Below are 15,884 nucleotides of genomic sequence, written 5' to 3' on the forward strand. Positions count from 1 at the left end.
CAATAGGACACCCCATTAAAAAAAAGAAAAAACGGGGAGCCTCCATTCACGGAAGCTCCCCGCTGTCAATTATGCGTTCTGTCCGTGGCAGTGTTTGTATTTCTTACCGCTGCCGCAAGGGCACAGATCGTTGCGTCCTACTTGGTCGCTGCGCTTCACCGGGCGTTTCTCTGCCGGTTCGCCGCTAGTGGAGATTTTGTCCTCATCCACAACCGCTTGGCGCTCCTGGTTCGTCTCGATTTGCGCCTTCATAATATAAGTCGCAACCTCTTCCTGGATCGATGCAATCATCCCATTGAACATCTCGTAGCCTTCGAATTGGTACTCACGCAGTGGATCCGTACCGCCGTATGAACGCAGGTGGATACCTTGACGTAATTGGTCCATTGCATCGATGTGGTCCATCCATTTGCTATCTACAGCACGCAGAGCGATAACTTTCTCGAACTCACGCACCAGTTCAGGACCAATCGCCTGCTCACGAGTATCATATTTCGCCATGACCTTCTCGTAGATGAACTCGACCATTTCGTCGGCCTCTTTGCCCCATAGATCATCTCGGGTTACCGCGCCTTCATCAAGCATCTTCGAATTCATGTAATCGGCAATCTCTTGCAGTTCCCAGTTCTCCGGAATGTCATCCGCGGTATGAACCGCAACGACACGCTCGATGACCGGTTTAATCATATCCACTACAATTTGCTTAACATTCTCTGATTCAAGCAACTCTCGGCGTTGCTTATAAATAATCTCACGTTGCTGATTCATCACGTCGTCATATTGCAATACGACTTTACGCACGTCGAAGTTATTACCTTCAACGCGTTTTTGAGCGGATTCAACCGCACGCGTAATCATCTTGCTCTCGATCGGCTGATCTTCTTCGAAGCCAAGACGCTCCATCATATTCATGACGTTATCAGCCCCGAACCGCTTCATCAATTCATCGCCAAGCGACAAATAGAACTGCGTCGAACCCGGGTCGCCTTGACGTCCAGCACGACCGCGAAGCTGGTTATCGATCCGGCGTGACTCATGGCGCTCTGTACCAATAATATGCAAACCGCCAACGTCGGATACGCCTTCACCAAGCAAAATGTCCGTACCACGACCCGCCATGTTCGTGGCAATCGTAACGGAGCCTGGCTCACCCGCACGGGAGATGATCTCAGCTTCTTCAGCATGGTACTTCGCGTTCAACACTTTATGAGCAACACCCTTGCGCTTCAGCATCTCGGAGAGAAGCTCAGAGTTCTCAATCGACACAGTACCTACCAGAATGGGCTGGTTCTTCTTATGACGCTCTACGATTTGATCTACAACCGCTCTGAACTTGCCTTCTTCGCTCTTGTAGACAACGTCTGGCATATCGACGCGCTGATTCGGACGGTTCGTCGGTACTTGAAGCACCTCAAGTCCGTAAATCTTCTTGAATTCCTCTTCCTCAGTCTTCGCTGTACCAGTCATACCAGCCAGCTTGCGATACATCCGGAAATAGTTCTGGAAAGTAATTGTAGCGAGCGTCATGCTCTCATTTTGAACCTCGATGCCTTCCTTCGCTTCAATCGCCTGGTGCAATCCATCGCTATAACGACGGCCTTGCATAATCCGACCTGTGAATTCATCGACGATGAGCACTTCATCTTCGGTCACGACATAATCCACGTCACGACGCATAATGACATTCGCCTTCAGCGCTTGGGTAACATGGTGATTCAGCAAGATGTTACTATGATCATATAAATTCTCGATACCAAAAGCTTTTTCCGCCTTGGCAACCCCTTTTTCAGTAAGGGCTACGGCTTTTACTTTGATATCAACGGTGTAATCCTCTTCACGCTCCAGCTTCTTCACAAATCGATCAGCAAAATAGTAAAGCTCCGTCGACTTCTCAGCTTGTCCAGAAATGATCAGCGGAGTACGCGCCTCGTCAACTAAGATCGAGTCCACTTCGTCGATAATACAATAGTAAAGCGGACGTTGTACCATTTGCTCTTTGTAAAGGACCATATTGTCGCGCAAATAGTCAAAGCCGAACTCATTATTCGTACCATAAGTGATATCACAAGCGTAAGCAGCCTGTTTATCCTCATGCTCCATACCGTTCAGGTTAATGCCAACAGTCATACCAAGGAAGTTATAGATCTGCCCCATTTGCTCACTATCCCGTTGCGCCAAATAATCGTTGACCGTAACGACGTGCACGCCTTTACCTAGCAGTGCATTCAAATAAACCGGTAGGGTGCCGACCAGGGTCTTACCTTCACCGGTTTTCATCTCCGCGATTCTTCCTTCATGCAAAGCCATACCGCCGATCAACTGCACGTCATAGTGACGCAGGCCAAGCGTTCTCTTGGAAGCTTCTCTTACTGTAGCAAAAGCTTCTGGAAGCACTTCGTCCAGAGCCTCACCCTTCTCGATCCGTTCACGAAACTCTGCAGTCTTCCCTTGCAATTGCTCGTCAGATAAAGCTGCGAACTCGGGTTCCAATTTATTGATAATATCTACCGTCTTCATAAGACGTTTAACGTCACGTTCATTCGTGTCGCCAAAAATCTTCTTCACTAATCCCAGCATGATTTACCCCTTTCACGCATATACAGATGATTTGCCTAAATTGTAACAGTTTGTAATCAATGCCGCAACACACGACATCACCGTAGAACATCAGCAATTTGCTCCTATATGAATAAAGAGCCCTATCCGCTAAGCGGATAAAGGCTCGTTCCTTTTACTTCAATTGAAAGAATTACCATTTGCATTCCAACAATCGTCATGAATGGATACGAATTGCTAAAGCTACTCTTGCTCGATTAATCCATATTTGCCATCGTTCCGTCTGTATACCACATTGGTCTCATTCGTCTCAATGTTGGCAAATACGAAGAAATTGTGGCCTACCATATTCATTTGCAAAATAGCTTCTTCCACATCCATCGGTTTCAGATTGAACTTCTTCGTCCGGACGACTTCTAGCTCGTCTTCTTCTGCCTCACGAGCAGATCCGTTCACTGGACCTTCGACAAATAAATTCTTCAGACCGCTCTCCTGACGGAATTTACGGTTGATCTTCGTCTTATGCTTACGGATTTGGCGTTCCAGCTTGTCCACGACCCCATCGATCGATGCATACATATCATCGCTGCGATGTTCGGCACGGAGCACTACGCCGGTAAGAGGAATTGTGACTTCGACAACATGCAAGCCTCGTACAACACTCAGCGTTACACTACCACCCGTAGTCGGCGGTACATCGAAATACTTGTCAAGTCGGCTGAGCTTCTTATCTACGTATTCTCGCAAGGCTTCGGTCACTTCAATTTGTTGTCCTCGAATACTATAATTCATAGGGCACTCCTCCTTTGACTTTGCACCTTTATTATATCACACATATTAACCCAAAGTAAAAAATGTAAAAGGCAAGTTAATGGCGAATTCATGGACGGTTATGTATCGCAAGCCTCATTAATCTTCGCTCTGACCATCGCTTATATTCACGCGAGTTTACCCTATTAAGGACATTAAAAAAACCCTGGTTTCCCAGGGTCTGATTGCTAGCGAATCTTTAATTGTTAACCATCATACATTATATATGTAGGTCGGCTAGAATAATTGCCGGATGATTATAATTTGATTACGTTAGCCGCTTGTGGTCCACGAGCTCCGTCGACGATTTCGAATTCTACGGATTGGCCTTCTTCCAAAGTCTTGAAGCCTTCGGATTGAATAGCGGAGAAGTGTACGAATACATCTGTTCCTTCTTCAGTTTCGATGAAACCGTATCCCTTTTCTGCGTTAAACCATTTTACTTTACCTTGCATGCACTAACATTCCCTTCATTATCAAGTAAGAGTCGGTCCTTACGAACAAGCCCTCACTTTTGACTATACCACCCAAACTTAACCAGTGTCAATTACCAAAGAAAAGGTTTTACTGTAAATTAGTTGTAAAGGTTGACTATATTTTATTTTCAAAACACATTAAGTTATGAATCATTTCAAACTTATCTATCTAATACCGATATTATTATTATATTCAAAAATATGAGAAGGAGATTTTATTGGTGAATGACGAACTAGAAATCTATCAATTGATTGAACAAGAATTATTACTTATAGACGAATTTATAAATAACGGGTCCGGAGATGAAGCTTATCAAAAATATAAGAGTCTAGTAAACATCTTAGAAGGTACAGAACATAACAAAACCAATAACGAAACCAAAGCTAAGGTGTATATTTCATTTGCTTATTTTCTGTTTGCTGTAGCTGAATTTCAATCTTTCTTTGAGATGTTAATAAAAGCCCAAGAATATGGGCATTCAAGAGATGAGATAGAAAACTTTCTTATGGAAGCCTTTATTAAACCAAATTTAAGCGAGTTTAAAAAAATCTATGATGCTAACGTCAATTTCTTAATTTCAAATAAATATATTCACGTAGAGAATATTCCAAATTTCCAAGAGCTCCCCTTCTGGTTGCTCCCTACTGGAACTTTTAATGAATACTATATATACGACAAAAAACAAAAAGTAATACAAGAGAAAATATCATTATATAAATATCAACATATACCTTCCATTGCAACTGTAGATGCCTTTTCAGATTATTTGTTATACGAGGATTGGAATTGGTATAACGTTTTAACGTATACAAACGCCATCAGAAAAACTAATAAAAAAACCTATATCGTAATAAACACAATTGATAAATTTCTTTCATGCTTACAAGGTGCGTTATTAAATGACATTATAATATCTAACGTTATATTTTTCGATAATTGCACAGCACTACAAGATTATTTCATAAACACTAACATATATCTCCCAAGGAACTTTATTGACTTTGAAAATACAAACATAAGCAAGATACCTCAAAAAGTCATTAATGAAATCCATGAATTTCGGATCCACAAAGGGAATAGAAAAGGAGATCATGTATTACTTAGTATCTGTATTCCTAGTTATAATAGGGGAAACAGGGCATACCAAAATATTTTGCACCTTTTACAATCATATTATGATGAAGAAATAGAGTTTATTATTTCAAACAATGGAACACAAAATGATACAAAAGAGTACTATGATAAAATCAAGGAACTTAAAGATACAAGAGTAAAATATTTTGGGTTCGACACAAATGTGGGATTTTCAGTTAATTTATGTAAGGTTTGCGAGCTAGCAAGTGGCAAATTTATATTATTGTTAAGTGATGAAGACTTAGTAGATTTAACTGTATTACCTTCTATAATAAACAAATTAAACTCTTCAAAAACTGAGCTAGCTATATTGAAAACATCATCTACATCACAATATAGATTATCAGATATTCAAAGAAGCCGCGGGAAAGATGCTTTATTAGAATTCATGCTAACTTCAAATTATATGTCAGGACTTATATATAACAATAAAATACTTCAACAATTTGAAGGAGTTCAATACATCAAAGACAATCTAGATAATAGCGTATGTTTCTATTACCCTCATATGTATTGGGAGTTGTTATTATGTCAGTACGGAGATGTACAAACTACAAGCACTACTTTAATAATTGAAGGCAAGCCAGAAAAAACGGACATTGGAATTGATGAAAACGAAATGGATTGCCCAACCACAATACCTAATTATGCAAAAATTGAGAGTAGGATGGACCAACATAAAGACTTTACTTTCATTATTCGGGATCTCAAGGTCTGTTTACAGGATTCTAACCTCTTAAGACAAATGTATTTAAAACTTTGTTTCAAAACTCTATATTTGTCTACACTTTCTATTCAAGTATATTACAAAAAGGAGAATAGGGACTACAATCAACTAATGCAACTATTAGAGGAAGTGTGGGAATTGTGTTCAAATGAAAAATTCTATATACAAAATATAAGTAGTACAGATGCTAATTATAAGCACGATTCAAACATAATATCACAGTATTACCACCCTCTAAAAAATAATTTATAATATAGAGCCTAAATCAAATTGCACTTCCAATTCTTGGTTATATCTAAAAACTGGAGGTGCAATTCTAATTTCAACCTAGTTTTATTGATTCGGTAGTATCTGTAAATAAACTTACTCATCTACCTATCTTAAACTCATCAAAAGTAGTTCCAAGTTATCTATAATTTTACTGTATGATGAAAGTTAATCATCTACAAATTAAAGTCTCTTTTCTGTTTCCCGAGAGTTAATTTCAAATTAGTTAATTGTTTATAAGTTGAACAATTGTATTAATAGTACATTTCCTTGGACTGTCATACTTAACCCTATAAATGCTCTAAACGAGCAATTATTTATATGATGATTCCAGACAAATAGTAGTTTTTAGCCAAGATATAAACTTTATTACGAATGTCCTTCCATATTATCCCATCCTACTTCTTATTACAGATTTCAATCACATTGGTAAGAGAAAGTTGATGCTCTCTATCTTCAAGACATTTGATTAATTTATACAATTTCACATAATCATCCATTGTATCAATGGTTACGCTAACATCTGGTCTTCGTAACTCTAATTTATCTGGAATTATCTTTCCTAACTTGAATGTATCCTTATTATTTCGAATATAAGGTGTAACATGCTCCCGATCATACTCCTCAAAAGAAGACAAATATGCCTTTCCAAGAGCAGCATTCCTAATAATCTCTACTCCAGACCCGTAAGGTATTTGGTCGAAACATACATAATCTAAATCGTTCAATTTTAAATATTCAACACCACAGTCTATAAATAACGGTTCCGTGAAAGGATTGTCCGCGGTAACACGAACAATGATGTCCGCATTTGAAATCTGCATTGTATCGTAGTATCGCTTCAAAACATCTCCTAGGCTTCCTCTAAAAACCTTAACCCCCAGCTTATTACCCATAAGTTCAAGAAGATCATCCTCAGGCTCAGTTGATGTGGCAATCCATACTTCATCCACTACTTTTGAAAGTCTAACTTGATTTACAACTCTCTCGATTAGAGTCTTCCCATTAAGATCCTTCATAACTTTAGCTGGAAGACGTGTAGATGATAGTCTTGCTTGAATCACTGCCGCTACTTTTACCAAGCTGTCCACCCACCATCAACGCAAATATTTTGTCCAGTTATATAGCTTGAGGCATCTGAGGCTAGCATTACTAATATACCTTTAAGTTCATCGGCTTGTCCGATTCTGCCAAGTGCAGTTTTTCGACTAAGCTGTTTAATAAACTCATCGTTTTCTTGAACTTTTGGATTAGGGAATGGACCTGGTGATACTGAATTAGCACGTATTCCTCTTGTTCCATAATGACATGCCAAATATTTAGTAAATTGAATTATTGCAGCTTTACCAGCTCCATAATTGGCAGGGTTGTTTTGACCCGATGACCCATAAACTTCTGGGTTTGGTGAAACCACCCCATACATTGATCCAATATTTATAATGTTCCCTTGGCCATTTTCAAGCATATGAGGAAGAACTGCTTTAGTACATCGATGTACGGCGTTGATTGTACCATCTATCCCTTTAACCCATTCATCATCTGAGTACTCTTCAACTTCTCCCATCGAATAAAAATTTGCATTATTAATTAATACATCTACTATTTTATATGTTTTAATTATTTCCGAAATTGCCTTCTTTACTGATTCCGCATCAGATATATCTAGTTGGTAGCCCTGATGATTTCCTCCATATTTCTCAGACAATTTTTGAACAAGGTTGTTCACTTTATTGAGATCCCTGCTGGCAACAGCAATATTTGCCCCCATTGAAGCTAATCCTTCGCACATTGCAACTCCTAAATGCCCTGTTGCACCAGTTACTATAATCGTCTTATTACTAAGATCAAATAATGCATTCGTCACTTTTCATCGTCCCCATTTGCTCGGATTAATTATCTTTTCAGAAATACCGTCAAAAGATTGAAGAATTTCATCTATAATAGGTTGCTCGAGTGCTGGAAGCTTCATAGTTTCAATATTCTCAGCAAGTTGCTTCTTAGACTCACATCCAACTACTAAGCGACTAATTTCACGCAAATCTCTAACGAATAGAAGTCCTAATTGAGCAGGCAAAAGATTGACCTTTTTTGATAACTGTCCTAACAGTTTGAGTGGCTGTATAGCGCCACTTAAATGTTGAGGAAGTTCATCCGTAGTTAATGTAAATAATCCTTGCAAAAGAACGCTTCTCGCATGAACTTCTATTCCTTTATTATACAAAGCTTCTAGTAAGCCAGACTGTATTAACCTAAGATCAAATATATTAATAGGAACTTGAATTACATCAAGTTCCTCTATACTCAAAAATTGTACTACCTCTTCTGGAGTATAAACAGACACTCCAATTTTATTGACTAACTTTCGTTGTTTGAGTTCTTTTAAAGCCTCTATTGTCTTGCCATCATGTGACGTCATATTAATAGGAGCATGAAGCATGCAGTAATCCACTGAATTAAGGGATAATCTATTTAAAGATTCCTTAAGTTTGTTCTCAAGCACGTTATACATCTCATTTTGGCTATATACTTTATCTACTTCTATTTCACTAAGCTTAGTAGTTACTTGGAATGGTTTCCTTTCACAACTATCTTGTTCAGAGAGACTATCCTCTTTTAAGAAATCCCCAATGATAGCCTCACTTTCTCCATACCCAGCAGCAGTATCTAACATACTAATCCCGCTATTATTAGCTAGTTTAATTATTTCCAACGCTTCCTGTTTCATTGGCTTCCCAGATCGATTAGCAATTCCATATGCCATTCCAAGCTGAACAGTACCCAAGCTTAATTTCATAAGAAGACCCCATTCTTATTATTAACAGTCCGACAACAGGCTATAGAACAATGAGTTGTTCCATCTGCCACCAGACCAATGAGTATGACGGTGGCAACCATCCAGTTCAAATCCTAATCTAACAAAAAAATTCTGTTTCAAAATGTCGAAGTCATAAATTTCACTCCATAAACGATGTAAACCGAGCTCTTCAAAAGCATAAGAAATCATAATTCTAGCAGCATCATCCGCATACTTCTCATCAATATATAAATTGTCTTTACCAATGTATATTGAGAAATCCGCACTCTTGTTGATCCAGTCAATATAACAAAGTCCACTTGCCCCTAAAAGTTCTCCAGAGGATAGTTCTTCAATAGCAAACATGATTGTATTTTTATCCTTAAGGACAACCTTCTCAAACCAATCATTTTGGTTTGAAGTGCTCAACTCTCTATATTCACGAAAATAGCGTCTGAATTCCGGGATATTTCTCCAATTAAGGAGTTCACCCAAATCCTCTCTTTCAATTGCTCTTAGACCGGTATACAACCCTTTTAACATTTCAGTTCACCAAATCCGTTTCATATAAGGCATCGCCTTTTGATTTAGATTTACTTAACAGCTTGCCAATTACCTTGTGCGCATCGTAAGGTAGAATAGCCCCCACTGGTGCCGGACGTAAATATTCCAAATCTTCTTCGTTAATGACACTTCCTGATTCCATATGTTTATTAATACGAATGCACCTTCGTTGAATAATATACGTATCCTGTTCATTATCTTCTACGCGCTTCACACCATTGCCTAAAGCCGCTTCTAATTCGCGACTTCTCTCAACCATTTCACCCCATGTTTTTGGATTCATAGAGAAGGGATGATCCGGTCCCTTACGTGAATTATCATCTGTAAAATGCTTTTCTATAACTCTAGCTCCCAAAGCAATCGCCCCAAGAACTGTCGAATGGCCCGGTGTATGATCCGATAGTCCAAGCACCATTTGTGGATATCTAATTGCATATGTTTTAAGTACATTCAAATTAATATGTCTCAAATTTTCCAAACTTCCTGTATAGTTTGTATTACATTGCAGCAATACGAGTTGTTTATTAAAATTCAGTACGGCATCTACGGCACGTTCTACATCTACCATACTTGAAGCACCTGTGGCTAAAATAACTGGTTTTTCATTCTTGGCAATAAACTCAATGAAATCTGTCCAAGTAATATCTCCAGATCCAATCTTATAAGCAGGAATATACTGATCGAGCAATTTTACTGCCTCATAATCATAAGGGGTTGTCATAAAATCAATACCGGCCTCTTTAGCAGTCAAAGCCAGTTCTTCATTCCAATCCCTATTGCATTCAAAATACTTAAAAGTTTCAAACACACTTTTATCCCATGATGCCTGATGACTCATTTGACCCTGTAAATCTCGAAAACCATAATCACTAACTATTTGTTCTGCTTTAAAATGCTGGAATTTAGCAGCATCGGCTCCTCCTTCCTTAGCCAGCCATATCAGTTCTTTCGCTCTTGAAAGATCGCCATCATGATTTGCAGCTATATCTGCGATAAAATAAACGGGTTGGTCATGGGATATCTCTCTACCATTAATGACTACCTTATTTTCGTACTTCATGTTCCTGCCTCCTCAGATTCCAAATATAGTGCGTCTATAACTTGATCCATCTCAGGGAAATAATATCCGAGTAATTTTTCAGCTTTAGACACATCAAGTCCAAGACTGTCAGCTCTCTGAATGGTTGACATTTCATGAACACTACAATAAAGCGGGTTCTCTATTTGATATTCAAATCGATTCGCTAGGGCTTCAATAAAGTCCTTTTTGCTATGCACGCCTCGGCTAGCAATATTAAACACTCCATACACATTATTGAGATGAATAATATCAAATAATATCGTTGAAAATTGGCTTACCGCAATACTTGATGTATAAAAATCATAAAACAAACTCATCTGTTTCTTGTTTTTTAGACTATCAATAACCCATTCAATAAATGTAGGCGCCCCGAGTTTTCTTCTAAAACCTACAATATTCGTACGTACCACGAGGGCATATGGTGAAGTTAACGCAAACAATTCACCTGCATATTTACTTCTAGCATATTCATTAACAAGCTTTATTGTTGCAGTCTCTTGATGCAGATTATCTCCATCATTCGCATAATAATGATCTGTTGAAATCTGGATAAGATAAATCTTCCGTTCCAATGATATTCTGGATAAGATAGATGCCGGACGGGCATTAACGAGATACGCTTTTCCTGGATCATTTTCACATTCACTTAAATTAACTAGTGCCGCCGCGTTAATAATCACATCAGGAGAAACCTCATTGATGGCGGTTATAATATCGACAGGATTATTTACATCAACATTGATCTCTTCTCCATTTCTAGCAGCACCAAATAAAATATGTCCTCGTCGGATAGCCTCTTTCCTAATAGCCTGTCCTAACATGCCAGTAGCGCCAAATAAAAGGACCCTCATATTCCCTCCAAACTGTGCATCAGTTAAAAACAACTATATTAGTCCTGATGTTTCAATCCATTCTTTCGTTCTTCTCAAACCTTCATGCAATGATACTTTTGGCTCCCAATTCAACAATCTTTTTGCTTTTCTTGAATCACAAAGTAACTTCTGAATCTCACTCTGAGGATGGATATGTTTAATATGCTTGATTTTAGACTTGTCACCTACAATTTCAAATGCGAGATTATTTATAGATATATCTTGACCTAGACCAGCATTTACAATTTCACCGTCAACTGACGATGAGAATCCGGCAGCAACAACAAATCTGGCACAATCCTCGACATATAATAAATCACGGGTTTGAGTTCCTTCACCGTATATATTAAGAGCCTTTCCATTCAAGTGATTTTTCAGGAAAATTGCCACTACGCCGCCTTCTCCACCTGTCTTTTGAAAAGGACCATAAGTATTAAATGGACGGATAACAACTGTTGGCAAGCCATAAGCATGGTAGTAAGATAAAACCATATTTTCTGCTGCAATTTTAGCACCTGCATAAGGAGATGCTGGCTTAATTGGATGGTTTTCATTAATACCATTATTATCGTTACAACGGTCATATACCATACAGGTACTCATAAACACTACTTTTGTGTTATACCGACGACATTGTTCCAGTATATAAAAGGTACCTATAGTGTCATTATTGAATGTAGTTCTTGGATCATCTATAGAATCCTGTACATTAATTGAAGCAGCCAGGTGATAGCAAATGTCAAACTTATGCTCTTGAAACAAAACAGCTAAAATAGCCTCGTCGATTATCGATCCCTTAATAAACTGTATTAGTCCGGGATGGTCTTTAAATTCTTCTATGTTCACTTCTCTACCATTTGATAGATCGTCCAGTATCCATAATTGATGGCCATCCTCTAATAGTTGCTTAGCTACCCAACGACCAATAAAGCCAGCACCACCCGTTAATAAAATATTCATATTATCCTCCTTGATGAACTTATAGGTTATCGATTAAAGCTGACTTACTAATAACTTCAAATCAACCGCTTCCATTGGTTTATAACTATGTGAACTATAACTCTGTACTTTAGCAGGAACTGCATTCAAATAGTTTCTTTGTTCCATGAAGGAATTACGGATAATAAACATATTCTCTGTCTCCAAAGCACTTCTCGATTCTTCTTCCGTCATTAATTCCTCATACATTTTTTCACCTGGTCGCAAACCGATTTCTTCAATACAAATACTAGAAGGTTCTATACCTAACCTACTACATGATTGATCAATTACTATATTCGCAAGATCCATAAGTTGAATAATAGGCATCTTGAGCACAAAAATCTCTCCGCCCTGTGCTATTTGTATTGCTTTCAAAGTTAATTCCGTAGCCTGCTGTAAGCTCATCATAAAGCGAGTCATTTCTTTACTAGTAACTGTTATTTTTCTCTTCTCCTCAATTTGCCACTGGAACAAAGGTATGACAGAGCCTCTTGATCCCATTACATTACCAAACCGTACAGCAGCAAATCTTGTAGACTTAGAGCCTGCTTGATACTGCGCTGCAGCGATAAGTCGTTCTGCCATCAATTTCGATGCTCCATAAGTATTCGTCGGAGATATGGCCTTATCCGTACTCGTTAAGATAACTTTCTTAACATTACACGCCAGTGCAGCCTGAATCACATTCTGAGTACCTAACACATTTGTTTGTACCGCTTCAAAGGGATTATATTCACATGAAGGGACGTGCTTCATAGCTGCCGTATGGAATACATAGTCTATGTCTTGCATAGCTCGTTCCACCCGACGATAGTCACGTACGTCTCCTATTAAATAGCGAATATTTGTATATTCCTTGTACTCTTGCTGCAGCATAAATTGTTTATATTCATCTCTACTGAGAATTCTCACCACTTCAGGATTATCGAGCAAAATATATTTCAGTAAGCTCTGCCCAATTGTACCTGTTCCTCCTATTAAAAGGACCTTCTTCCCACGAAACCAGCCATTCATTCAAAAGCCTCCGAATTCAATCTACAAAATCCTATAGACGATAATTTAGTAAAAGTTTTATTTGAAATTATTTTCAAAGCTATCTAATCGATTAACAGCCTGAATCATAATCTCTCTTAATTCAGGACTAAAGCTTATCATTTCACCTACAAGATCTCCTAAATGTTGAACAATGAGTTCCGCTTTATTCATTGGATTATTAGCTTCCACAATCTGGGGTACAAGTTTTATGTAATGATTTATATGGTGAGATAATCCAAAAGAATAAAATACACTGAAAATATCCGTTGAAGTTATCCGTTGCCATAAATCATTGGTTTCTGACAAAAATTGATTAACTCGTTTGGTGTTGCGAAGTTTACAACTTTTGTTCAAATCATTTAATTTCCTAGTAAGTTCCCCCAGCTTTTTATCTAAATCATCTAACAGTCTAATAATATTATTTAACTTACCCTTTGTTCTTCTATATGCATCCATTTTATCAGGTAGTATTATATCTGAAAATTTATTGCTAATATTGAAGTCAGTATCGGGTTTTAATTCTATCTCAGGTAAAATATCTTCAATAGCAACCCATTCTGACCCTTCAATAACTGCTCCGCCTTTTGACGTATTAATTACCTTAACCCCAATTAAAATCAATATATTTATGATTTCCTCAATACTTCTAAGGGTCACCATCATCTTCTTTGAAGTTAAATTCAACCCACCATTTACATTTTTGACCTGCTGATCCGCATGGCTAATAGATTGCTGCCTAGAATCTTCAGTTATATGATTTACCCCAGGGCAATAAAATTTATTATTTGGATAGGACAGATCCTGTCCCATGAGTATAATTTCTTCGATGCCCATATAAGCTGCTGCTTGTAATGCAGTCCCTGTTACAGAAGCCGTGGAGAAAAAACTAGGTACTTGTGATGTTGGTAACACATATTCACTTACTTGATCATTAGACAGTATAGCGTAAATCATATTATTCTTGTATATATCTAGAATCTGATGATGGGTCTGAGTAATAAAAAGGAGTGGTGAGCAACTAGTATCAATATTTTCAAAAACATGGTAATTGGCAATGCCACCATCCATTGTAATTACTAAGTCCGGATCAATTCCATAATGCTGTAATGCTTGAACACTTGAACCTGCACAAATAATCAAACATTTATTCTTCAATTTGGTTAAATAATGCACATCCTCTTGTAATGAAGGGCCCGAACCAACAATAATGGCTTTTTCCCCTTTCCATATATCCTTAAAAGAACTAAAAGAAGGTGCTGTTATAGTATAAGGTAAATTAAACAAAATGTTCTGTATCCACTGCTTGTTAAAAGTGCTATGAGTTTGCTGATTTGAAGCCTCATTCAGCACTGCATTATAAATTTGTGTTTTTAATTCGGTTAATGTATTCGCATGTATTCTATGATATATCGGAGGTGCGATAACTGATATATTACCTAATAATTTTGTAGTTATATAATGAGCTAACTCTTTCAGTATTAATCTATCACTGCCTACGGCAACCATTTTGATCCGAGTATCCGAAAACATTGCTTTAATATCTTTAGAACGAATCATTTGGTTAAATATATTAATATCCGGTTCATATACAATGATCTGCTGCGCATCAGAGTGAGCTAATACTGCCTCCAAAAAATAACCCATACCGATTCCGAATACTAACACTTGCCCCGTTTTGAAATTATCACCTATAGTTGATAACCAATTAATTGCTTCCGACTTTGCGTTATATTTACTATGAAGATAAAATAAATTTTCTTCATCATATTTGATGTGTAAATTAACCTCATTATTCCTTGTATTTACTACTGTGTAATCCCCATTATCTATCTCACTAGAAACGATGTTTACAAGTTCTGGGTATCTTTCATTTAAATAACTTAAATTTTTTTCTAACAGACTCATGAAAGTTCACTCTTTTTCATTTTTTTTTGAATTTCTTGCATTAATGGTACTATCTCATATTGAATAATATCACCTATGGCAATATAGTCATCTCGTTGAACATTTTCATAAATTCCACTAATTATTTCATCCAACGAATCCATAGTGGTTAAATACTCAGGTTGAGAAATTCCGACTTCTTTATATAATATTCGATTAAATTCTAGTGCACTAACAATCCAGCTTAACCCATCTATAAATTGTGCGAATATATTATGTTGTTCTGCTTTAATTTCTCCAAAAAACTGAATGCTAGCATCTTGTCCAGCAGGTATGAATCGATCCAGATACTCAACTATAGATCGCTCAGTATCTTGGATACTTTCCCATTTAGACAGAGTGCATATATTTATCTCTTTTATTCGGTTAACATTTTCAATAATATACTGTTCATAACCATCATAATAAAGATTCCCATCCAATTCCACATATTGAATCAATTGCCGCTGTTGATAAATAGCCTCTGTTGCTTGTTTCCACCAGCCATCTAATTTTTCAATTGTATTATCTATAAATTGCTCTTGCTCCTGATTAATAGATACCTTCATAATTGATTCACACCCTTAATTAATATACCTAATATATCGGTATAATCCCTTGGTAATTGTATAGAAGCAAAGTAAAAAGGCCCCCGATTGGGAG

14 protein-coding genes are annotated in these 15,884 nt (G+C 37.5%); 1 reads left to right on the forward strand and 13 read right to left on the reverse strand.

All coding sequences use genetic code 11. From position 1 onward, the window contains the following. Nucleotides 1-69: 69 nt before the first annotated feature. The 3 genes from secA to EI981_RS26195 form a co-directional block, all read right to left on the reverse strand. On the reverse strand, nucleotides 70-2,577 hold the full coding sequence (gene secA, locus EI981_RS26185) for a preprotein translocase subunit SecA (protein ID WP_127003242.1): 2,508 nt from the start codon (nucleotides 2,575-2,577) through the stop codon (nucleotides 70-72). Between the two features lie 222 nt (nucleotides 2,578-2,799). After that, a complete protein-coding gene (gene hpf, locus EI981_RS26190; RefSeq protein ID WP_068778982.1) occupies nucleotides 2,800-3,348 on the reverse strand; it encodes a ribosome hibernation-promoting factor, HPF/YfiA family in 549 nt (182 codons plus the stop codon). 275 nt (nucleotides 3,349-3,623) lie between these two features. Then, nucleotides 3,624-3,821, reverse strand: coding sequence for a cold shock domain-containing protein (locus EI981_RS26195; RefSeq protein ID WP_068778981.1), 198 nt, complete (start codon nucleotides 3,819-3,821; stop codon nucleotides 3,624-3,626). A gap of 242 nt (nucleotides 3,822-4,063) precedes the next feature. Between EI981_RS26195 and EI981_RS26200 the strand changes: the two genes are divergently transcribed. Then, nucleotides 4,064-5,956: a glycosyltransferase gene (locus EI981_RS26200; protein ID WP_127003244.1), complete on the forward strand. Its 1,893-nt coding sequence runs from the start codon at nucleotides 4,064-4,066 to the stop codon at nucleotides 5,954-5,956. 413 nt (nucleotides 5,957-6,369) lie between these two features. Here EI981_RS26200 and EI981_RS26205 read toward each other — a convergent pair whose 3' ends face one another. The 10 genes from EI981_RS26205 to EI981_RS26250 are packed head-to-tail and all read right to left on the reverse strand — an operon-like array spanning nucleotide 6,370 to nucleotide 15,790. Then, nucleotides 6,370-7,053, reverse strand: coding sequence for a cytidylyltransferase domain-containing protein (locus EI981_RS26205; protein ID WP_162616278.1), 684 nt, complete (start codon nucleotides 7,051-7,053; stop codon nucleotides 6,370-6,372). Continuing rightward, on the reverse strand, nucleotides 7,047-7,835 hold the full coding sequence (locus tag EI981_RS26210) for an SDR family oxidoreductase (protein WP_127003248.1): 789 nt from the start codon (nucleotides 7,833-7,835) through the stop codon (nucleotides 7,047-7,049). The genes EI981_RS26205 and EI981_RS26210 overlap by 7 nt, the downstream gene beginning before the upstream one ends. 3 nt (nucleotides 7,836-7,838) lie before the next feature. Then, nucleotides 7,839-8,765 (reverse strand): aldo/keto reductase, encoded by a 927-nt coding sequence (locus tag EI981_RS26215; protein ID WP_127003250.1) that lies wholly within the window; start codon nucleotides 8,763-8,765, stop codon nucleotides 7,839-7,841. Nucleotides 8,766-8,786: 21 nt separating this feature from the next. Beyond that, complete coding sequence (locus EI981_RS26220) at nucleotides 8,787-9,308, reverse strand: GNAT family N-acetyltransferase (RefSeq protein WP_127003252.1); 522 nt, start codon at nucleotides 9,306-9,308, stop codon at nucleotides 8,787-8,789. A 1-nt stretch (nucleotide 9,309) separates the two neighbouring features. Further along, a complete protein-coding gene (locus EI981_RS26225) occupies nucleotides 9,310-10,389 on the reverse strand; it encodes an N-acetylneuraminate synthase family protein (RefSeq protein WP_127003254.1) in 1,080 nt (359 codons plus the stop codon). Then, nucleotides 10,386-11,294, reverse strand: a complete 909-nt coding sequence (locus EI981_RS26230; protein WP_127003255.1) for a sugar nucleotide-binding protein — start codon at nucleotides 11,292-11,294, stop codon at nucleotides 10,386-10,388. Before EI981_RS26230 ends, EI981_RS26225 begins: the two co-directional genes overlap by 4 nt. After that, on the reverse strand, nucleotides 11,295-12,242 hold the full coding sequence (locus tag EI981_RS26235; protein ID WP_127003257.1) for a dTDP-glucose 4,6-dehydratase: 948 nt from the start codon (nucleotides 12,240-12,242) through the stop codon (nucleotides 11,295-11,297). A 33-nt stretch (nucleotides 12,243-12,275) separates the two neighbouring features. Beyond that, nucleotides 12,276-13,277 (reverse strand): UDP-N-acetylglucosamine 4,6-dehydratase family protein, encoded by a 1,002-nt coding sequence (locus tag EI981_RS26240; RefSeq protein ID WP_127003259.1) that lies wholly within the window; start codon nucleotides 13,275-13,277, stop codon nucleotides 12,276-12,278. 57 nt (nucleotides 13,278-13,334) lie between these two features. After that, nucleotides 13,335-15,203: a motility associated factor glycosyltransferase family protein gene (locus EI981_RS26245; protein WP_127003261.1), complete on the reverse strand. Its 1,869-nt coding sequence runs from the start codon at nucleotides 15,201-15,203 to the stop codon at nucleotides 13,335-13,337. Beyond that, entirely contained in the window at nucleotides 15,200-15,790 is a 591-nt protein-coding gene (locus tag EI981_RS26250) for a hypothetical protein (protein ID WP_127003263.1), read from the reverse strand. The genes EI981_RS26245 and EI981_RS26250 overlap by 4 nt, the downstream gene beginning before the upstream one ends. Between the last annotated feature and the right edge of the window lie 94 nt (nucleotides 15,791-15,884).

Origin of the sequence: Paenibacillus lutimineralis (assembly GCF_003991425.1) — a bacterium.
In the GTDB taxonomy this organism is placed as follows: domain Bacteria; phylum Bacillota; class Bacilli; order Paenibacillales; family Paenibacillaceae; genus Fontibacillus; species Fontibacillus lutimineralis.

Coding starts and splice junctions, on each gene's coding strand:
- secA (WP_127003242.1), bottom strand. CDS start 2,577: ATGCTGGGATTAGTGAAGAAGATTTTTGGCGACACGAATGAACGTGAC.
- hpf (WP_068778982.1), bottom strand. CDS start 3,348: ATGAATTATAGTATTCGAGGACAACAAATTGAAGTGACCGAAGCCTTG.
- EI981_RS26195 (WP_068778981.1), bottom strand. CDS start 3,821: ATGCAAGGTAAAGTAAAATGGTTTAACGCAGAAAAGGGATACGGTTTC.
- EI981_RS26215 (WP_127003250.1), bottom strand. CDS start 8,765: ATGAAATTAAGCTTGGGTACTGTTCAGCTTGGAATGGCATATGGAATT.
- EI981_RS26220 (WP_127003252.1), bottom strand. CDS start 9,308: ATGTTAAAAGGGTTGTATACCGGTCTAAGAGCAATTGAAAGAGAGGAT.
- EI981_RS26225 (WP_127003254.1), bottom strand. CDS start 10,389: ATGAAGTACGAAAATAAGGTAGTCATTAATGGTAGAGAGATATCCCAT.
- EI981_RS26235 (WP_127003257.1), bottom strand. CDS start 12,242: ATGAATATTTTATTAACGGGTGGTGCTGGCTTTATTGGTCGTTGGGTA.
- EI981_RS26240 (WP_127003259.1), bottom strand. CDS start 13,277: ATGAATGGCTGGTTTCGTGGGAAGAAGGTCCTTTTAATAGGAGGAACA.
- EI981_RS26245 (WP_127003261.1), bottom strand. CDS start 15,203: ATGAGTCTGTTAGAAAAAAATTTAAGTTATTTAAATGAAAGATACCCA.
- EI981_RS26250 (WP_127003263.1), bottom strand. CDS start 15,790: ATGAAGGTATCTATTAATCAGGAGCAAGAGCAATTTATAGATAATACA.